Source organism: Leisingera sp. NJS204, from assembly GCF_004123675.1.
GTDB lineage: Bacteria > Pseudomonadota > Alphaproteobacteria > Rhodobacterales > Rhodobacteraceae > Leisingera.
Genome location: NZ_CP035417.1, coordinates 1,384,614 through 1,404,150, shown reverse-complemented (window position 1 = coordinate 1,404,150; position 19,537 = coordinate 1,384,614). Strand labels below are relative to the sequence as shown.

Annotated in this window: 14 protein-coding genes, 6 pseudogenes and 1 riboswitch; of the genes and pseudogenes, 9 read left to right on the top strand and 11 right to left on the bottom strand. The window is 59.4% G+C overall.

Annotated elements, in window-relative coordinates; genetic code table 11:
- Window positions 1-24: 24 nt before the first annotated feature.
- Window positions 25-879, bottom strand: a complete 855-nt coding sequence (locus ETW24_RS06900; protein ID WP_129370342.1) for a LysR family transcriptional regulator — start codon at window positions 877-879, stop codon at window positions 25-27.
- Window positions 880-989: 110 nt separating this feature from the next.
- Here ETW24_RS06900 and ETW24_RS06895 point away from each other — a divergent pair, with 110 nt between their 5' ends.
- Both ETW24_RS06895 and ETW24_RS06890 read left to right on the top strand, forming a co-directional pair.
- On the top strand, window positions 990-1,778 hold the full coding sequence (locus ETW24_RS06895; protein ID WP_129370341.1) for a HalD/BesD family halogenase: 789 nt from the start codon (window positions 990-992) through the stop codon (window positions 1,776-1,778).
- Window positions 1,775-3,025, top strand: coding sequence for a M24 family metallopeptidase (locus tag ETW24_RS06890; RefSeq protein WP_129370340.1), 1,251 nt, complete (start codon window positions 1,775-1,777; stop codon window positions 3,023-3,025). The genes ETW24_RS06895 and ETW24_RS06890 overlap by 4 nt, the downstream gene beginning before the upstream one ends.
- Before the next feature lie 237 nt (window positions 3,026-3,262).
- On the opposite strand, the pseudogene tnpA reads toward ETW24_RS06890, so the two are convergent.
- A pseudogene (gene tnpA / locus ETW24_RS06885) lies at window positions 3,263-3,678 on the bottom strand (IS200/IS605 family transposase).
- Window positions 3,679-3,934: 256 nt separating this feature from the next.
- Between tnpA and ETW24_RS06880 the strand changes: the two are divergent.
- The 3 genes from ETW24_RS06880 (at window position 3,935) to ETW24_RS06870 (ending at window position 7,493) form a co-directional block, all read left to right on the top strand.
- A complete protein-coding gene (locus ETW24_RS06880) occupies window positions 3,935-5,275 on the top strand; it encodes a rhomboid family intramembrane serine protease (RefSeq protein ID WP_129370339.1) in 1,341 nt (446 codons plus the stop codon).
- 110 nt (window positions 5,276-5,385) lie between these two features.
- On the top strand, window positions 5,386-5,865 hold the full coding sequence (locus ETW24_RS06875) for a hypothetical protein (RefSeq protein ID WP_129370338.1): 480 nt from the start codon (window positions 5,386-5,388) through the stop codon (window positions 5,863-5,865).
- Between the two features lie 80 nt (window positions 5,866-5,945).
- Window positions 5,946-7,493: a polyamine aminopropyltransferase gene (locus ETW24_RS06870; RefSeq protein ID WP_129370337.1), complete on the top strand. Its 1,548-nt coding sequence runs from the start codon at window positions 5,946-5,948 to the stop codon at window positions 7,491-7,493.
- A gap of 87 nt (window positions 7,494-7,580) precedes the next feature.
- Here the strand turns inward: ETW24_RS06870 and ETW24_RS24225 are convergent.
- From ETW24_RS24225 to ETW24_RS06850, 4 genes and pseudogenes are all read right to left on the bottom strand, one after another.
- A pseudogene (locus tag ETW24_RS24225) lies at window positions 7,581-7,715 on the bottom strand (IS5/IS1182 family transposase); the annotation flags it as partial.
- Between the two features lies 1 nt (window position 7,716).
- Window positions 7,717-8,504 (bottom strand): IS5 family transposase gene (locus ETW24_RS06860; RefSeq protein WP_129370335.1). Its coding sequence is split into 2 segments (ribosomal slippage): window positions 7,717-8,168 and window positions 8,168-8,504, totalling 789 coding nucleotides; the frame shifts between segments, so codons are not numbered across the junction.
- Window positions 8,505-8,569: 65 nt separating this feature from the next.
- Window positions 8,570-8,764 (bottom strand): annotated as a pseudogene (locus ETW24_RS06855) (IS5/IS1182 family transposase); the annotation flags it as partial.
- Window positions 8,765-8,813: 49 nt separating this feature from the next.
- Window positions 8,814-10,004: pseudogene (locus ETW24_RS06850) on the bottom strand (IS3 family transposase).
- 103 nt (window positions 10,005-10,107) lie between these two features.
- Here ETW24_RS06850 and ETW24_RS06845 point away from each other — a divergent pair.
- Together ETW24_RS06845 and ETW24_RS06840 are read left to right on the top strand one after the other, a co-directional pair.
- Window positions 10,108-11,151: pseudogene (locus tag ETW24_RS06845) on the top strand (IS110 family transposase).
- Between the two features lie 316 nt (window positions 11,152-11,467).
- Window positions 11,468-12,850: pseudogene (locus ETW24_RS06840) on the top strand (transposase).
- Window positions 12,851-13,127: 277 nt separating this feature from the next.
- Here ETW24_RS06840 and metZ read toward each other — a convergent pair.
- Window positions 13,128-14,318 carry an O-succinylhomoserine sulfhydrylase gene (gene metZ / locus ETW24_RS06835; RefSeq protein ID WP_129370334.1) on the bottom strand — a complete coding sequence of 397 codons (1,191 nt, stop codon included), beginning with the start codon at window positions 14,316-14,318 and terminating at the stop codon, window positions 13,128-13,130.
- Between the two features lie 59 nt (window positions 14,319-14,377).
- A riboswitch (SAM riboswitch) is annotated at window positions 14,378-14,456 on the bottom strand.
- Between the two features lie 135 nt (window positions 14,457-14,591).
- Between metZ and ETW24_RS06830 the strand changes: the two genes are divergently transcribed.
- A complete protein-coding gene (locus tag ETW24_RS06830) occupies window positions 14,592-15,275 on the top strand; it encodes a glutathione S-transferase N-terminal domain-containing protein (protein WP_129370333.1) in 684 nt (227 codons plus the stop codon).
- 148 nt (window positions 15,276-15,423) lie between these two features.
- Here ETW24_RS06830 and ETW24_RS06825 read toward each other — a convergent pair whose 3' ends face one another.
- The 4 genes from ETW24_RS06825 to ETW24_RS06810 form a co-directional block, all read right to left on the bottom strand.
- The gene (locus tag ETW24_RS06825) at window positions 15,424-16,035 is read right to left on the bottom strand and encodes an inner membrane-spanning protein YciB (protein WP_129370332.1); all 612 of its coding nucleotides are present in this window, start codon (window positions 16,033-16,035) and stop codon (window positions 15,424-15,426) included.
- A 29-nt stretch (window positions 16,036-16,064) separates the two neighbouring features.
- Entirely contained in the window at window positions 16,065-16,967 is a 903-nt protein-coding gene (locus ETW24_RS06820) for a DMT family transporter (RefSeq protein WP_129370331.1), read from the bottom strand.
- 88 nt (window positions 16,968-17,055) lie between these two features.
- Window positions 17,056-18,231, bottom strand: coding sequence for a signal recognition particle-docking protein FtsY (gene ftsY, locus ETW24_RS06815; protein WP_129370330.1), 1,176 nt, complete (start codon window positions 18,229-18,231; stop codon window positions 17,056-17,058).
- Window positions 18,232-18,308: 77 nt separating this feature from the next.
- Entirely contained in the window at window positions 18,309-18,941 is a 633-nt protein-coding gene (locus ETW24_RS06810; protein ID WP_441328136.1) for a lysoplasmalogenase, read from the bottom strand.
- A gap of 191 nt (window positions 18,942-19,132) precedes the next feature.
- On the opposite strand from ETW24_RS06810, the gene ETW24_RS06805 reads away from it, so the two are divergent.
- Complete coding sequence (locus ETW24_RS06805) at window positions 19,133-19,519, top strand: hypothetical protein (protein ID WP_441328131.1); 387 nt, start codon at window positions 19,133-19,135, stop codon at window positions 19,517-19,519.
- Window positions 19,520-19,537: the final 18 nt, after the last annotated feature.

Sequence of the window (19,537 nt, the reverse complement as noted above, 5' to 3'; positions counted from 1 at the left end):
GCCAAATGCGGCAGAACCGGCGCCTTATCGGACGCCCAGCGCCTCTGCAAGCGTCCGCAATCGCCGTGAGCGCGACTTGTAATGCGCGGTAACCAGCACATAGGGCCGCGGCATGGCCAGCGCCGGCCCGTCCAGCCGGTGCAGCCTGCCCGCGCGGATTTCCCCGCTCACCACCTGCTCGGGCAGCAGTGCAATACCCAGTCCCGCCTGCACCAGCGGCACGACTGACGGCACCGACTGCGCAATCACCGCTGCCACAGGGTTTTCGCGGGCAATCCCGTGCTGCACGAAATACTGCCGCCAGCCGGGAACCGACGAAATCGTCTCTCCCCAGCTTACCTCCACCAGCGGCGCTGTCCGCATATCCGCCCCCGGATCAATGCCAACCGGCACCAAACGGTCCTTGAACATTTCCTGTGTCCGGTAATCCGGATGCTCCCCGCCATAAGACAGCCGGGCATCAATGCCCTCAGCCTCAAGGTCGATACTGTCATCCTCGATCCGAAGCCGTACAGGCACATCCGGGCGCACGCCCGAGAAGATCTTCAGCCGTTCCGGCAGCCACAGCTGCGCCAGTGCAGGTGTGGCCGAAATCACCAGCGGACGGTGCCCGCGGCCCTCGGTCAGCGCTTGGGTGAAACTAGCAATCTCTGCCAGCGACAGCGCCGCCTTCTGGTAATAATCACGCCCCGCATCGGTCAGCCGCACCTGGTTCGCACGGCGGATGAACAGCTTCAGCCCCAGCCAGTCCTCAAGGTTTTTCACCTGCATCGACACCGCCGCCGAACTCACCCCTTGCTCCGCGCCCGCAGCCGAAAAACTCCCGGTCCGGGCGGCGCATTCAAAGGCGCGAAGCGCATTCAGAGGCGGCAGTTTCATGGCTGCACAGTGCAAGATTTCCTTATGCTCGCCAAGATATTTTATAGTGGTCAGATCCCCATCCGGCGCGCAGGCTTGGGCAAAGCCCGAAAGATCCCAAGGAACACCCCATGCGCGATATTCTCGATCTCGACCGCTACCCGCTCGACCGCCCCGGCAGCCCCGAATGGCAGGCCCTGGTGGACCGCTGCCGCGCCGAGCTGGCTGCGGACGGCATGTTCAGCCTGGACGGTCTGATGAAGACGGAAGTGGCCCAAGGCGCCGCAGATGCGCTGCAGGGCAAGTTTAAGACCGAGAGCTTCCACCACAAGCGCGAACACAACGTCTACTTCAAAGACACGGTTGAGGGGCTGGCGCCGGACCATCCGGCGCTCAAAAAAGTTGAGACCTCCAATTTCACCCTCTGCGCCGACCAGTTCCCGGACTCGCCGGTGCTGCGGCTCTATGACTGGCCGCCCTTTGCCGCGTTCCTGGCCGCCACCATGGACAAGCCCGCGCTTTACACCATGGACGACCCTCTGGCGCGGCTGAACATCATGTCCTATGGGGCCGAGCAGGCGCTGAACTGGCATTTCGACCGCTCCGAGTTCACCACCACCATGCTGCTGCAAGCACCGGATGCGGGCGGTGAGTTCATCTACAGCCCCGAGCTGCGCAGCGATGACGACCCTAATTATGAGGGCGTCGAGCGGCTGCTGGCAGGCAAAGATCCCAACATGCGCGCCATCACCCTGGCCCCCGGCACCCTCAACATCTTCCGCGGCAAAAACTCCCCCCACCGGGTGGGCACTGTGAAAGGGCACAAGACGCGGGTGATCGCCGTCTTCACCTTCTACGAACGCCCCGGCGTGCGGTTCACCGACGCGGAGAACATTGGCTTTTACGGGCGCGCCTCATGACCGGGCTGGCTGTTTTCAAGGACGAGCGCAAACGCACTTTCCTCAATGCGGAAGGTGCAGACAAACCGCTGAAGTCACCGATCGGCCAGGATGTTCTGGACCGCGCCCGCGCCTACCGCCTGCAACGGCTGCGGGACGAGATGGCACGCCAGGACGTGGCGGGCCTCCTGCTCTATGACCCGGTCAATATCCGCTATGCGTTCGACTGTTCCAACATGTCGATCTGGACCGCCCATAACCCGATCCGCTATGCGCTGATCCTGAACGGCGGCCCCGGCATCATGTTCGAATTCAAGGGCTGCGAGCATCTGAACGATGGCTTGCCCGGCATTGACGAGGTCAGGAACGCCATCGGCTGGATGTTCATGTGCGCTGGTGACAAGGCCGCGGACAGACTGTCCCCCTGGGCGGCGGAGATCGCGGATCTGATCAAGCAATACGGCGGCGGCAACCTGCGGCTGGGCGTCGACCGGATGGAACCCGACGGCGTGCATGCGCTGTCTGAGCACGGCCTTCAGGTCATCGACGGCGGTCAGATTACCGAGACCGCCCGCGCCATCAAATCGGCAGACGAGATCGATCTGATGCGCTGGACCATCCGCGTCTGCGAGGCCGGCATGGCGCGGATCTACGAGCATTCGGTGCCCGGTGTCACCGAACAGGAGCTGTGGGCGCATCTGCATTTCGAGAATGCGCGCTCGGGCGGCGAATGGCTGGAAACCAAGCTTCTCACCTGCGGGCCCAACACCAACCCCTGGTACAAGGAATGCTCATCTCGCGAATGCCGCGAGGGAGAGATGATCTCATTCGATACCGACATGATCGGCCCCTATGGCTATTGCGCGGATCTCTCGCGCAGCTGGACCTGCGGCTATGTGCCGATGACAGACACCCAGAAGCGGCTGTACACCGCGGCACGGGCGCAGATCGAACACAACATGGCGCTGCTGCAGCCGGGTCTGAGTTTCGCAGGGTTCAACGCCAAAAGCTGGCAGATCCCGGACGCCTATCAACCCTACCGTTACTCATTGGCAGCCCATGGCGTCGGCATGGCTGACGAATGGCCGGTGGTGCCGCTGCATGTGGACTTTGACGGCGCCCACGGCGGTCAGTTCGAGGAAAACATGGTGATCTGCATTGAAAGCCTGATCGGCGAGAAAGGATCCGAGTCGGTCAAGCTGGAAACCCAGGTACTGGTCACCGCGGACCGGCCGGTGCGGCTCGACACGTTTCCCTGGGAGATGTGAAATATGCGGGGGCGCTGTCCCCCACTTGAGCCTGCGGCTCAATTCACCCCCGGGAATTATGTGTTTGATATTGCCCTCAATCCAGCCTCTGTCAGATTGAAGGCGGCCGGTTTTACGGTCACAAAATATCACGCCACCCGCCGCGCCATATGTCCGGCTATCCAAACGGCAGAAGGGCCTTCGCGGCCGCAGATGACGAAGGATCAGGATATCGATAGGAACAATTCAACTGAACGACTACCGGCTGGCGCCGGTAGGATCGGCAATGTGATTTTCCAGGTACTGAAGTACGATGTCTTCGGTGATGGCGCCGTTGGTGGTTGAAAAATACCCGCGGCCCCAGAACCGGCAGCCCCAGTAGCGCCTGCGGATCGCAGGGAATTCCCGTTGCACCCGGTAAGACAAACGGCCCTTCATCTTGCGCACCAGATCGGAGATGGCGAGTTTCGGCGGTACCGGCACGAACATATGCCCATGGTCGCTCGACAGCACCCCGCGCGAGATGGCGACCCCGTTCTCGGCGCAGACCTGGCGGCAAATGTCGCGCACCGCAGGCGCAATGCCCCGCGCAGCACTTTGTAGCGGTATTTGGTCGACCATACGATATGGTAGCGGTGGTAGAAAACGCAGTGTTCGCCGGTATCATATTGCATGCGCTTACCCTCCGGAAAATGAGCCTTCGACCCGGCTGCGGCTCATTTTCCGGAGGGTAAGCGCATAACAGGATTCTTTCACGCTTAAGCGGATCCGGCTGGAAGCCGGAGGGTTTGCTCCAGTGAGTGGATACTAAATGGATGCATACTTCTATGCCAGTTTCACGGTTAAAGCCTGCCATGAAGTGCCGACAAATGGCATTGGGCAATACAGGGGACAGCACTGGGCTGAGTTAATTTCGGATAACCTTTCATCATGATACACAAAGTTGGTTACTTTCTTCTGGTTTCACCGGCATCCCTCGGGTTCAACATATTGATACTTTGGGCGTATCTCTACCTTGGGCCAGTCTCAGGCACAGTAGGGCTGCAGAGCTTTGCTGAGCTTTTGGCAGGCGTGTTGCGTCACGGATCGGTGCTCCATTTGGCCGTCAACGCTTTGATCATCGCCTTGGCAGGATGGCAGGTAGAGCCACGCCTCGGCCATATGGGCACTGTATTATTAATGCTTGCATGCACTGTGTTGGGGACAGGGGCGGAACTCGTCATTGTTGGACCCGGCTTTGCGGGAGCCTCTGGTGTGGCCTATGGGCTTGGCAGCTACGCTGCTCTGTCAGTGGCGTCCAAGAAACAGCGCCCCTGGTTGCTGCTTTGGGGCGCGGTGCTGCTTGCAGCCGAGTTGCATTTCGCCGATGAAAGCCTCGCAATTTATTCCCACGCTGTTTCTGCCGCCCTGGGAGGGGTATTCTTTATGTTCGAAAATCTCTTTGGCACCAAAGCACCCGCGCTGAAGCCTATGGTGCTCAACCACCTTTCCCGCGTGGTTGAAATCATTGCACAAACGGATGAAGACGACGCGGCAGAAGCAGAGGCCGCAATGCTCAGCCAGGGTGTCAGCAATATGTTCATTCTTAAGCAGGGCAGCAGCATTCTTGGTGTGACTGGATATACTCCGGATACCGAAGCCGATGGCGTTGCATGGTTGTCCTGGACTTATCTGGACCAGGACTGCGCCGGCCAGGGGCTGGGGCGGCAGATGATGTCAGACTTGCTGCAGAAACTGACAGACAGTCAGATGCGAAAGCTCTTCATTGAAACCAGTGACTACGCGGAAGACGGTGAACAGATCTATGCAGCCGCGCACCGTATGTATGAAGAGTTTGGTGCGGATCTGGAAGTAAGGGTGCCGGATTACCATGAACCGGGAGAAGCCAAGATGATCTATGCGCTGGTCAACCATGAACAGGCCGCCCCGCCCGCACCAGAGCTGAAGGTTTCCAATGGGATCCGGTTCACCGGGGCCGAAAAAGCGCCGGAAGGAGACAAGGTAGCTGGTCTAAAATGGCAGGAAACGGGTAAAGGCCTAGAGGGGGCAGAAGCCGTTCTGGCAGATGCTGCAGTCAATGGCGCACGCATGGCTGTGCTGGTGCTGCCATCGGATCTTTCAACGGCAAATAGTGCAGCTCTTCAATCACAAGGGTTCAAATTTTGCGGCAGCCTGAAAGATTTTTACAGTTTGGGGTTGCAGCAAGATTGGTGGACATGCTCATTGCCCCCGAAAGATAAAGACTGCCCCGCATTTTACACAGAGAACTGAATATGCTTGGAAAAATTAAAACTATCGCATTTGTTGGCATTGCTGGCTTTGTTGCCTACTCTATGTTCCTTGCCCCCCAAAGAGAGCAGACAGCGGACCTGGGCCAGGTCTTGGACCGCACCGAGTATGCGCTGATGAACTACGAAGCCTTCTTAGGTGAAAACAATGTTACCACGGCAGACGACTCGCAGATCAAGGAATTTACAGAGTATCTGACAAACGTTATGAACTCCGAACCTCGGTTCTTTGATCAAACCCTTGGTCTTGAAACCCAGCAGGATGCGAAATTCCTGGGCTTTGCCGATGCAAACGAAAACGGGGTTCAGGACAGTGAGGAAGGTGACGTTTTCACCGTTGAAATCGACGAGGAAAACAAGCGTCTGATCGCCTCGGATGTGAGCGGAAACTCGACCGGCCTGCGGTTCTCCGGGACCGGATTTCTGGCCGGTGCGCTGATCGGCTCGCTGATCAGCCGCCAGCGGTCCGCCGGGGTGACAAAAGCAAGCTTCAACAATCGTACAATCACCCCGCGGTCCAGCTACAAGGCACCTTCAAGCGCCCGCTCGGGCGGCCTGCGTGCCGGCAAGTAATCCGGATCGCGAACGCGAACGGCAGGCCTGGATGCGTTTCGGCGTCCGGGCCATTCTTCATTCTACTGAAAGAGGTCGCTATGACGGAGGCATCCAGCCTGAACCGTTATCAGGATTTACCCCGGAGACAGGGCGCAATTCTTCTGGGTTCGATCCTTGTGGTGGCATTGTGCGGGATCGTCTATGAGCTGATTATTGGGACCGTCTCCAGCTATCTGCTTGGCAACTCAGTTTATCAGTTTTCGCTGACAATCGGGTTCTTTATGTTCGCCATGGGGGTTGGGTCATATGTTTCACGTTTCATCAATGGAAACCTGATCCAGGCCTTTGTCCGGGTAGAGATTATTCTGGCCCTGGTTGGCGGGCTGTGCAGCATCTCCCTTTTCATGCTCTTTCCGATGGCACCCTGGTTTTATACAGTGGGAATGTTCACCTTCATCTCGGCTATCGGGTTTCTGGTCGGGCTTGAAATTCCTTTGCTGACCCGGGTTCTGTCGGAAGGCTCCACAGTCCGGGAGTCGATTTCAGGCGTGCTGTCACTAGACTATCTTGGCGCGCTGCTCGGGTCAGTGATGTTTCCACTGCTGCTACTGCCCTCATTGGGACTGATTTCGTCATCTTTTGCAATCGGCCTGACCAATGCAGCAGTTGCCCTTCTGAACGTATTGTGGTTGCGCGACCATTTGGATGCTCCCCGGCGTATGATGGGCTATGTGCTGGCCGCAGTGGCCTTGCTGTTCGGCCTGACTCTGTCTGCAGGCTGGATCACAGCCTTTGCCCAGGACCATCTCTATTTCGACCGCATCGTCTGGCGCAAACAATCACAATATCAGACGCTGGTTGTGACAAACACCTGGAAGACAAACGATGTGCGCCTCTATATTGATGGGCATTTGCAGTTTTCTGAGGCCGATGAATACCGCTACCACGAAGCTTTGGTGCATCCGGTGATGTCTTGGGGCAAACCGGCAAAAAACGTTCTGGTCCTGGGGGGCGGAGATGGGCTGGCGATTCGGGAAATTCTAAAGCACCCAAGTGTTGAGCGCATTGACCTGGTGGATCTCGACCCTGCAATGACGGACTTGGGGAGAGACTTTGCGCCGGTGGTCCGCTTGAACAAGGGCAGCATGCAGGCCTCGCAGCTGCACGTCTACAATCAGGATGCCTTTCTTTTTGTTAAAGAAACGGACCAGCGGTACGACCGGATCATTATCGACTTCCCAGACCCCCACAACGAAGCTCTGTCCAAGCTCTATTCTGTGGAATTCTATGCTATGGTCGCTGCGGTCCTGACCGAAGATGGTACGCTTGTGACTCAAAGCAGCTCTCCGTTCTTTTCGCCGCACACCTATTGGACTGTTTCTGAGACCCTCAAAGCGGTTTTTCCCGAAGTTGCGAATTACCAAATCCCGATTCCATCGTTTGGCATCTGGGGTTTCAATTTGGCCAGCCGTACTGAAAATCAACCGCAAATCCCTTTCCCAGAGGATCTAAGGTCTTTGAAAACCAAAGACTTCGAAGCCGCCAAGGTTTTCGCGACAGATTTGCTACCCCAGCGCCCCGTTCAAGTGAATTCAATTTTTAGCCCAGTCATCTATCAGGAATACGCGCTCGACTTGGCGCAATAATATTCCAACTGTTCAGTTTTGAAAACGAGTCCCATTTAGGCGGTTCAGACAACAGCTCTTGGCTTATGTATTTTCACCTTGCTTAGGTCATGTTGACAAATGGCGGATCCAGAGGCGGATCGAAGTGATGTCTATGAAGCCGAGGAAGCTTTCGGCTGTCTTGTCATAGCGGGTTGCCACACGCCGGGCATTCTTCAATTTGTTGAAGCATCTCTCGACTAGGTCATGTTGACAAATGGCGGAACCATAGGCGGATTGACGTGATGTCGATGAAACCCAGAAAACTCTCAGCAGTTTTGTCATAACGGGTTGCGACACGGCGCGCGTTCTTGAGCTTGTTGAAGCACCGTTCGACCATATTGCGCAGCCGGTAAAGCGTATGATCCACTCCAACACGCATCTTGCGGGTCTTTCGCATCGGGATTTGCGGCTGGATAATGCGCTCGTTCATGTTTTCCCGAATGCGATCAGCGTCATATCCACGATCTGCCAGCAGCACTTTCGGCTCGGGCAGGTTGTCAGCCATGACAAGATCAAAGCCAAGGTAATCTGACGTTTGCCCCGGCGTGATCTCGGTTCTCATTGGCAACCCGTGCGCGTTGACGCGGAGGTGGATCTTGGTCGAAAACCCACCTCTTGAGCGGCCAAAACCCTGTTCCGGAGTCCCCCTTTTGCGCCAGCGGCTTGGTGGTGCGCGCGGATCACGGTGCTATCAACCATTTGCAGGGCGTCGGGGACGGCTCTGCTCTGGTTCAGGGCATCCAGGATATCCTCCCAAAGCCCTGCCAGGGTCCAGCGCCTGAACTGGCGGTAAACGCTGGACCATTTGCCGAACTCCTCAGGTAGGTCCCGCCACGGGGACCCGGTTCTGGATATCCAGAAAATCCCATCCAGAACAAGGCGGTGGTTGGCCGGTTTGCGCCCGATTGCAGCGCGGATAGCGAGGATGAAGTGTTCAAAAAACGCCCATTCCTCATCCGTCATCAGATCTCGTGCCAAGCTGGTCTCCATCGAAGATACCAGCTTGAATCACGCCTGCGGTGCGTTGTGAATCCCTTTTGTCAACACCGCCTAGGTCATGTTGCCAAATGTCGGAGCCAAAGGCGGATCGACGTGATGTCGATGAAGCCTAGGAAGTTCTCAGCCGTCTTGACGTAGCGTGTTGCGACGCGCCTGGCGTTCTTGAGCTTGTAGAAGCACCGCTCGACCAGGTTGCGCAGGCGATTGAGCGAACGGCCCACGCCGATGCGTTTCTTGCGGGATGTGCGCATCAGGGGTACTTGAGCTACTCCCCAATGTTTGGACAGGTTTTGACGTAGGTTAAGCTACTCTCTGCTCCTGCTGATCGGTTTGGGTTTCTTCTTTTCTCAGCCAAAAGACCACGGCTGGGGGTTTGCCGCCAAGGGCGGAGTGTGGGCGTTTTCGGTTGTAGAAATCGATCCATTTCCCAACGCCGGCCTTCGCCTCTGATCCGGCCTCCCAGGCCTGCAGGCAGACGCATTCGTATTTCAACGACCGCCAGAGCCGCTCGACGAAGATGTTATCGAGGAAGCGCCCCTTGCCATCCATCCGCTGCCCGGCAGCGCATGTGTGCATGCGCGAGAGGGGAGATCCGCACGCCGGATCGGCGCAATCTGCTCGTCCAGGCAAAAGATGTGAACTGGCTGCCCTGATCCGTATTCATGATTTCCGGCGGGCCAAACCTGGCGATGGCCTCGTTCAGTGCCTCGACGCAGAAGTCTGCTTCCAGCGTGTTCGAAAGGCGCCAGGCCAGCACCTTTCGGGTGTGCCAATCCATGATCGCCGCCAGATACAGAAAGCCCCTGCGCATTGGCAGATACGTGATGTCGGCACACCACACCTGATTGGGACGCTCCAGGCGTAGACCACGCAACAGATAGGGATAGGTCTTGTGCCCTTTCGCTGCTTTGCTGGTGTTTGGTTTCTGATAGATCGGCATCAAGCCCATCAGCCGCATCAAGCGTCGGATGCGCTTCTCGTTCACAAGGTGCCCGTCGTTTCGGAGGTGCCAAGTCTTCTGGCGGACACCAAAGAACGGCGTTTCCAGGAACTGTTCCTCGATCCGGCGCATCAACATCAGGTTCATCGCCGTCTCGCCCTTGGGCGTGCAGTAAAACGACGACCGCGAGATCGACAGCAGCTTGCACTGCTTGCCAATCGACAGGTTGGTATTGGCAGGCTCAACCATCTTGCGCCTCACTTGCCGGTCCACGGCTTGAGCTTTCGTGACAAAAAATCGTTGGCGACAGCCAGCTCCCCGATCTTCGCGTGCAGTTCTTTGACCTGCTCCTCGTCGATCTCTGGGGACTTCTTTCCGCCGTGTTCAAACACGCCGGACGCGCCTTCCAGCAGAGCGCGTTTCCAGCTGTGGATCATCGTGGGATGGACGCCGAATTGGCTGGCAAGCTCAGCCGCAGTTCGCTCACCCTTCAAAGCCTCAAGCGCGGCTTTCGCCTTGAACTCGGGCGAGTGGTTCTTCCGTTTCGACATCTCTGATCTCCTCTTCGTCGAAGACCAGCAGACAACAAATCATAGCTTACGTCAGTGTCCGAAATTCAGGGGGCAGCTCAACTGTCAAATATCTTTCGCACATTTGGTTTTCAGGCGACGACGGCTCATCGGCGTCGATGTCGGGAAGGAAACCTTCCATCTCGTTGGTTTTGATCATGCTGGCGAGCGTGTTTTACGCAAGAAGATTAAACGGTCAGCGCTGAAGCCGAACTTTGAAAGCTTCCGCGATGCGTCGTCGGCATGGAGGCTTGTATGAGCGCTCATTTTGTCAGTCGTATGTTGCGAGAGCTTGGTTTCGAGCCTCGGATCATCCCGGCGATTTACGTCAAGCCCTTCAAGAAGGGCCAGAAGAACGACTACAACGACGCGGAAGCGATTGCAGAGGCGGCGATGAGGCCGAACTTGCGCACGGTTGCCGAAAAGAGCCAATATCAGTTGGACCTGCAAGCGCTGCACCGCGTGCGCTCCAGGCTTGTGGCGCGCCGCGACAAGCAATCAGATCCGGGCGTTCTTGATTGAGCAAGGCATCACCGTGCGCGCTGGAAGACATGCACTGCAGAGTTCGTTTGAGGCGATCCTTGAAAACCGGCGGGCAGAAATCTCACCGCGGATGCGCACCACCCTCCTGGGGCTCTATGGCGACTGGCTCTGGATCGACGAAAGGATCAAGGCGATCTCATCGGAAATAGAAGAGATCGGCCGGTCGGAGGAGAACAGCGCCAACATTATGACCATCCCGGGGATCGGCCGCCTGATCTCGACTGCGATAGTCGCGGCAATTGGCCAGGGCGACGTGTTTGACCGCGGCCGGGACTTTGCCGATTAGGTCGGTCTCGTGCCGCGCCAATTCAGTACTGGTGGGAGAACAATCCTTGGTCGGATCAGCAAGCGCGGCAATGGCTATTTGCGAATGCTGCTCGTTCAGGCCGCCAATGTCATCCTGATGCGCCCTCATCGCTGGGATGCTTTGGACTTTGAACCTTGGTTAAGAAGCGCTGTCGGCCGCATGCCGCATAACAAGGCCGCCGTTGCCTTGGCTAACAAACTGGCCCGCACCGCATGGAGTGTTTTGCGCTATGGCTCAACCTGTGAGCCAAACAGGAATGAGCCTCTGGGCGCAATTTGAAGCGCCTAAAGGGTCACCGAAGTTCGCGAAGGAGAATAGCTTGGAACGGAGAAACGACGCCCCCAAAGTCTGAGAGCCAATTGGGTCGTCACAGATCCGGACAGTAATGAGACCAAGGCGCGTTCGTAACCCACAGTGGCAACGGCCCGCGAGCCGACAAAAAGGCCGGATACATATGAGCGACTTCCGCAAGCCACGCAAAAATCTCAGTTGCGAACAGCATCGGTCAATAATTGGCCGATGTCGTTGAAAAACTCCTACTTGATCGGCGATTAAGTGGCTGATTCAATATCCGCATTAAGCGGGAGGGTTGGCGATGACGGGACCGAGGCAGGCGGCGCAGGCCGAACTCTTTTACGACTTCTCTCTGGAGGAGCATGTCCCGTAGGATCATCTGCTGCGATCGATTGACCGGCATCTCGATCTGAGCGGCATCCGGGGTCATCTGGCGGGTTTCTACAGCCGCACGGGCCGGCCATCGGCCGATCCTGAACCAATGATCCGCATGCTTGTGGTTGGCTACTGCTTTGGCATCCGATCCGAACGGCGGCTTTGCGAAGAGGTGCATCTGAACCTGGCCTGTCGCTGGTTTTGCCGCCTTGATCTGACTGACCGCATCCCGGATCACTCGGCATTCTCCAAGAACCGGCACGGTCGCTTCCGCGACAGTGATCTGCTGCGTCATGTTTTTGAGACGACTGTTGAAAGATGCGTGCCGGAAGGGCTTGTCGGTGGCCAGGGGGTCGCCGTGGATGCCAGCCTGATTGTTGCGGATGTTCAGAAGCAGAACTCCAGCAATCCCGAAGAATGGGTGGCCAGGGAGATCGATCCCAATGATATATCACGGGCGGTGCGCGAGTATCTCGACACTCTCGATGACGCAGCATTCGGTGCGGCCGGTGAGACAACACCCAAGTTCACGGCACATGCCGATCCCGCCAGCCAATGGACCGCGGCTCGCAAAGGACCTGCATTCTTTGCCTATTCAGACAATTACCTGATCGACACGGATCATGGGATCATTCTTGACGTGGATGCCAGCCGCTCGATCCGGCAGGCAGAGGCGGGTGCCATGCGCAAGATGACCGGCCGGACGGAAGAGCGCTTTGGCCTGAAGCCTGATCGGGCCGCAGCGGACACCGCCTATGGCTCATCTGATAATCTGGTTTGGCTGACGCTCAAGCGGAAGATACTCCCGTTCATTCCGGTCTTTGATCATTCAAAGCGCAAGGATGGCATCCGGTCGCGATCCGACTTCACATGGGACGAAGAAAATGACCGCTACATCTGCCCGGAAGGTAAAGAACTGCGCCACACCCGGCGAAATTATTCTGATCCCAGAAGACACAACCCCAAGCCCGGCCGCCGCCAGTACCGCAGCTCAAAACTCGACAGCCAGACCTGCCTATCGAAGCAAAAATGCTGCCCCGACACTGCAACGCGCAGCATCAATCGAGACAAATATGAGATCGTGAGAGACTTCGCCCGGCTCTGCACGGCCTCCGGCTACAACCCGACCGCCCAGAGGCGGCGTCAGAAGGTCGAAATGCTCTTCGCGCACCTCAAACGCATCCTCGGGCTGGGGCGGCTCCGGCTACGAGGCCCATGTGGCGTCCAGGACGAGTTCACCTTAGCAGCCACCGCCCAGAACCTCAGGAAACCGGCCAAACTGAAGCCAATAGTGCCTGCCGCTGCGTAAAAAGAGCGGTGCAACCACAGATTACTCCAGGAAATCAGGTCCATAACCCCGGGTATGCCGCCAAAAACAACGGGTTTTTCAACGACATCGGCTCTCACGTTGTTTCCGCTGCGCGAAAGACGAACAGCTGCTTTTGCTGAAAATCTCATGGGCAAAGAGCGTTCCGGCACTCGATGTCTAAACGCTCTTTGCCCATGCTGGCGTGGGGGCTAAGTATCGACCAAAGCAACACGGTAGATTTCTTCCACCAGAAAGAAGCAGACGGCGGGTGCGCGCCTCAGCCCTGCGCCGCCTCCAGCGCCGCTTTCAGGTCGGCGATCAGGTCTTCCGCGTCCTCCAGCCCGACCGAAAAGCGCACCAGGCCGGGCGTGATGCCCAGCTCCGCCTTCAGCTCATCGCTGAGGCGCTGGTGGGTGGTGGTAGCCGGGTGGGTGGCGATGGATTTGGCATCGCCCAGATTGTTGGAGATCACCGGGATGGTCATTGCGTTCAGGAACTTGAACGCCGCGTCCTTGCCCCCCTTCAGGTCCAGCGACAGCACGGTGCCGCCCTTGCCGCCCAGCTGAGCCTGCACCAATGCGTTCTGCGCGTGACCCTTCAGACCCGGATAGATGGTACGCTCCAGCGCTGCATGGCCGTCCAGCGCTTCGGCGATTTTCAGGGCGCTGTCCGCCTGGGCGTTGACCCGCAGGTCAATGGTTTCGAGCCCCTTCAGCATCACCCAGGCATTGAACGGGCTGAGACTGCCGCCGGTGTGCTTCATATAGGGTTCCAGCGTGCCGCGGATGAAATCCTTGGTGCCCAGCACCACCCCGCCAAGCGCCCGGCCCTGGCCGTCGATATGCTTGGTTGCGGAATAGATCACCACATCGGCGCCCTGTTCGATCGCACGGGAAAACACCGGTGTCGAGAACACGTTGTCCACCACCACCGTCGCGCCTGCTGCATGGGCGATCTTTGCAACCGCGGCAATATCGATCACCTCCAGCGTCGGGTTCGACATGGACTCGAAAAACACCGCCTTGGTGTCCGGGCGCACGGCCTGCCGCCAGGCATCCAGATCAGTGCCGTCGATAAAGGTTACCTCGACCCCGAAGCGGCCAAGAACATCCGCCAGGATATAGTTGCAGGATCCGAACAGCGCCTTGGCCGACACGATGTGATCGCCCGCTTTCACCAGCGAGGTCAGCGCGCCGTTGACCGCCGCCATGCCGGAAGCAGTGGCAAAGGCGTCCTCAGCCCCTTCCAGCGCTGCTATGCGCTTTTCGAACATATCGACGGTCGGGTTGCCGTAGCGGGCATAGATGAACTCATCCGGGCCGGTCTCGATGAACCGCGCCTCGGCCTGCTCGGCACTCTCGTAGACAAAGCCCTGGGTCAGGAAGATCGCTTCGCTCACCTCGTTGTACTGGCTGCGGCGGGTACCTGCGTGAACCAGCTTGGTGCGGCTGTTCCAGTTGTCGCTCATCTTCTGTCTCCTCGCGCCTGTCGCGCATAAAAAAACCCCAATCGGCCAAGCGAAAGGGGGTCCTTCACGTCCTGACCTCTTTAGCGGGAGTGTTTAACGTGGCCCGCAATCCGGTAACAAATCGCCACGATGTGATGTCCGGGCTTTACGCATATTGCGGGATTCGGTCAAGCGGCAGCGTCTCGCCCAGTCACACGGAAGTGAGCGGCGGCGCCTCTTGCCTCACCACCGCTGCCCGTGCTCCAGTGGCCGGGCATCTGACGGAGGACGACCATGCGGGAGCCGATCCAGCTGTATTACTGGCCAACGCCGAACGGCTGGAAAATCTCCATTGCCCTGGAGGAGATGGGCCTGCCTTACCAGGCCACGCTGATCGACATTGGCAACGGCGGCCAATTCGCGCCGGAGTTTCTGAACATCTCCCCCAACAACCGGATGCCTGCGATCATCGACCCGGACGGCCCCGGCGGCGCACCGGTTTCCCTGTTCGAAAGCGGCGCCATTCTGCAGTATCTCGCCCGCAAGACCGGGCAGTTCTATGGCGCGGATGAACGCGCCCGGCTGGCAGTGGACCAATGGCTGATGTGGCAGATGGGCGGGGTCGGGCCGATGGCGGGCCAGGCGCACCATTTCCTGAAATACGCGCCCGAGGATCTGCCCTATGCCAAAGACCGCTACCGGAACGAGGTGGCCCGCCTTTACGGAGTTCTGGACCGGCAGCTGGCGGAGAATGAGTATGTGGCGGGACCGGACTGCACAATTGCCGATATGGCGGTCTGGCCCTGGGCCTCGCTGTGGGAAGGCCAGCAGCAGGTAGTGGAGGACAAACCGCATCTCGCCCGCTGGCTGGAGCTGATGTGGTCCCGCCCTGGTGTGGTAGCGGGCCGGGCGCTGCATGCAGAGCTACGCGGCGACCGCTCGGACACCAAGGCGCAGCAGGTGTTGTTTGGCAATTGATGCAAAAAGGGCGCCTGCGGCGCGGGTATTTAAGACCAGAAAGAAGCGATGCCGCAGCGCAGCGCAGGTGCGCTGCCCGGCCCAAGGCTTTGCGCCTCATCCTGGATGAGGGGCAAAGGCGCGGGAGCCCGCCCCTGTCAGCCGCAGATTACTCCGCTGGTCCGGCCTCTTCCTCGATCCCGAATTTCTGCAACAGCTGCCCCTGCATCATGAAGAAGGCAAACATCGCCACCGGCAGGCCGAAGGTTTTGAAATAGACCCAGGTGTCGGTGCTTTGGGTCCGCCAGATCAGCTCGTTTGCCACCGCCAGGCCAAAGAAAAAAACGCACAGCCGCCGGGTCAGGATCATCCAGCCCTCCTGCTGCAGCGGCATGACTTCCTCCATCACCACCTTCAGCCAGCTTTGCCCGCGCATAAGACCGATGCCCAGAAGCCCGCCGAACAGCAGATACAGCATCGTCGGCTTCATCTTGATGAACCGGTCGTCGTTGAACCACACCGACATGCCGCCGAACAGCACCACCAGCACCAGGGTCGCGAATTGCATCCGCGACAGATGCCCGGTCAGCTTCCACAGGGCGAGCGTGGACGCCACCATCAGCGGAATAAACGCCGCGGTGATCACGATAAAGCCCTTGTACTCATGGCCGCTGATCAGAAACACCTCATCCTTCAGCTTCAGATATCCGATGAAAAAGATGACAATCGGGCCCAATTCCAACAGCATCTTCAGGGTCGGGTTGATCTTCTTTGCGGCCATGGGGCCTCCTGTCAGTTCTGCGCGCGGTCTCAGCCGCCAATTTCCACTATCACGGCGCCCAGCGCGATCAAAGCCATCAAGGCAATCCGGCGCGGCCCCACGGTTTCCTTCAGCACCAGCCAGCCGATGAGGGCGGCAAACACGGTGGAGGTCTCGCGCAGCACCGCCGCCTCCCCGACCTTGTCCAGCCTTGTGGCCAGCATGATCGCACCAAAGGACGCAAAGGCGAGCAGCCCGCCAAAGAAGCCACGGACCATCAGCGGCCCAGGTGCCGGCGGCGCGGGCATTCGCCGCCAGCGGGTAAAGGCAATCACCGGAAACACCAGCCCGTCGATCATGAAGAACCACGCCAGAAAGGTGAACGGATCCGCGGTCGCCCGGATGCCATAGGCGTCATATGTGGTGTAGCCCGCCACAAACAACCCAGTGATCACCGCCAGCACCAGCGCCGGCACCAGCGTGTCGCGGTTCACCGTCAGGTAGCGGTAGTTGTACCCCGCCAGACCGAAGATCCCGGCCAGCAGCACCGCCACCCCCAGCCATTGCACCGGGGTGAACAGCTCGCCGAACAGGAAAAAGGAACCGATCACCGTGAACAGCGGCCCGGTCCCGCGCACCACCGGGTAGACCACGGTGTAGCTGCCCTTGGTGTAGGCCAGCGCCTGGAACAGTTTGTAAAAGACGTGGATCACCCAGGCGACAGCGAAGATCAGCCACATATGCGGCTCCGGCCAAGGCACCACAAACAGCGCAAAGGGCGCCGCCATCACGCAGTAGGAAAAATCAATCGCCCCGCGCGACAGCCAGGGATCATGCCGACCCTTCTGCAGCGCGCCGAAGACCGCATGCAGGAATGCGGCCCAGATGGCCAGAAACAGCGCTGCCTGGTGCCCGGCCTCGGTGCCTTCCAGGGAGATCAGCCACTCGCTCAAATCAGCCGCCTTTGCGCTGGAGGAAGGCGCCGGGGGTTTTCCACCCCCGGTCCCCCGGAGGATACTTCCGGCCAGAGGAAGAAATGGATCAGGACTTTTCCAAACCGGTCAGAGCGGCGGCGAACTCCCCGGGATCGAAGGGGGCGAGGTCGTCGATCTGCTCACCCACACCGATGGCGTGGATCGGCAGGCCGAACTTGTCCGCCAGCGCCACCAGCACGCCGCCCTTGGCGGTGCCGTCCAGCTTGGTCATCACCAGGCCTGAGACATCCGCCAGTTTCTGGAAGGTACCCACCTGGCTCAGCGCGTTCTGGCCAGTGGTCGCATCCAGCACCAGCAGGGTGTTATGCGGTGCTGTTTCATCCTTCTTGCGGATCACCCGGACAATTTTCGACAGCTCTTCCATCAGATCGGCCCGGTTCTGCAGCCGGCCGGCGGTGTCGATCATCAGGAGGTCTGCGCCGTCTTCCTGCGCGCGTGTCATCGCATCAAACGCCAGCGAGGCCGGGTCGGAGCCTTCGGGTGCTGTCAGCACCGGCACGCCCGCACGGTCGCCCCAGACCTGCAATTGTTCCACCGCCGCGGCGCGGAATGTGTCGCCTGCGGCAATCACCACCTTCTTGCCGGCACCTTTGAACTGGCTGGCCAGCTTGCCGATGGTGGTCGTCTTGCCGGAGCCGTTGACCCCGACCACCAGCACCACCTGCGGGCGCTTTGCATAGATCGGCAGCGGTTTGGCCACCGGCTCCATGATGCGCGCAACTTCCTGCGCCAGCAGTTCCTTGATCTCGCGGGAGGACACCTTCTTGCCCATCCGCCCCTCGGCCAGGTTAGCGGTCACGCGCAGTGCCGTATCCACCCCCATGTCAGCAGCAATCAGCAGCTCTTCCAGCTGCTCCAGCATGCCGTCATCCAGCGCCCGGCGCGGTTCGGCAACAGCACTGCGGCCCATAAGACGGCCCAGAAGGCCCGGGGACTTTTTCTGTGGCTCAGGGTCCGCTGCGGGTGCCGGTTCAGGTGCGGCGGCAGGCTGCGGAGCGGGCTCAGGCGCCGGTTGCGGCTCAGGTTCCGGTTGTTGCGGCGCCGGATGCGGCACAGGCGCCGGGGCGGGCTGTTCAGGCGTGACAGCCGGTGTGTCTGTCAGTGCTTCCAGCGCCTCGGCTGCACTGTCCTCCGCCCCCTCCTCGACAATCGCATCGAGCCCCTGCTCGAGCTTGGAGGAGGATTTGAACAGCCGCTCCTTGAGCTTTGAGAAAAACGCCATCTTGGTCTCCGCAAAAGGGTCTGCCCCCCACCTAATGCGGATTTACCCGGAGTGCAAAGCGCAAGGCGCCGCCGGGTTCAGGAAAATGCAGCCAGAAACCCGGCTTGCGCCCCCCAATACAGCACCCAGACCGCATATGGCGTGATCCGCCGCAGCGGGTGCTCTGCGCTCAGGACAAAGGTTTCCGCCGCCAGGATCATGTCCGACAGCATGAAGGCACAAGCCGCGGCAAAGACCCAGGTGCCAAACGGAAGCGTCAGCGCCGCGGCACCCATGCCCAGGATGATCGGGATATAGGCCAGTACCGGCCCCTTCAGCGCGCCCGCCCGCGGTGCCAGAACCTGCGTCATGATCAGGCCAAGCACCAGCAACCCGGCAGCGATCAGCGCAGCCGGCATGTGCAGGAGACCGGATGGATCACTGTCCGGACGGGTCAGGAACAGCGCCGCATAAGCCAGATGCCCTGCGGCAAAGGCCCCCACGCCCGCCATGAAGGCGCTTTCGCCGTCGCGCGACAGAAAAAGATCCCCCAGCGCGCAAAGACCAAGCGCCAGCACCAGCAGCAGCGGTGCCCCTGCCAGCCCGGCGCCAAGCGCCAGAAGCGCAACCGCTGCGGTCTTTGCCAGGCTGCGCAGAATACCGGGCGGCTGCGCGGTCAGACCCAAATACCCGGCGGCGCAGAGCGCTGCCCCTGCCGCCGCCACTTGCATCATCATGGCCCTGTCTCCCTGCCCGTTTGCATCAGTTGGCCGCAAGACAGCCGCCGGGTCAAAGGTGACCAAACGGGAGCCTGGCAGCGCCGCTCCGCTTTACGGCCCGTTTGCTGCCCGTATTTGCAGCCGGCGTGTTTCCCTTGGCCGGGACCCGGACACTCTGGCACAGTGACCCCATGCGCTGCCTGATGCTGATTCCCCTGGTTGCCGCCCTCAATGGGCCGTTGCGTGCTGCCGAGCCGCTGAACGCCGACCAATTCGACCGCTACACTCAGGGCCGCACCCTGTTTTATGGCTTTGGCGGCAGTATGTACGGGGTAGAGCGCTATCTGCCCGGGCGGCGGGTGGTCTGGTCCTTTCTGGACGGCAGATGCCAGGAGGGCAGCTGGTACGAGGACGCAGGCCGGATCTGTTTTGTCTATGAAAACCGGGGCGATCCGCAGTGCTGGAGCTTTGAAATCACCCCCGGCGGGCTGACTGCCCGGTTTGAGGATGACCCGGCCTCGACCGAATTATACGAGGCCGAAGACATCGGCGAGGAAATGCTGTGCTACGGCCCGGACGCCGGTGTCTGAGGCGGGCTGGGTATTTCA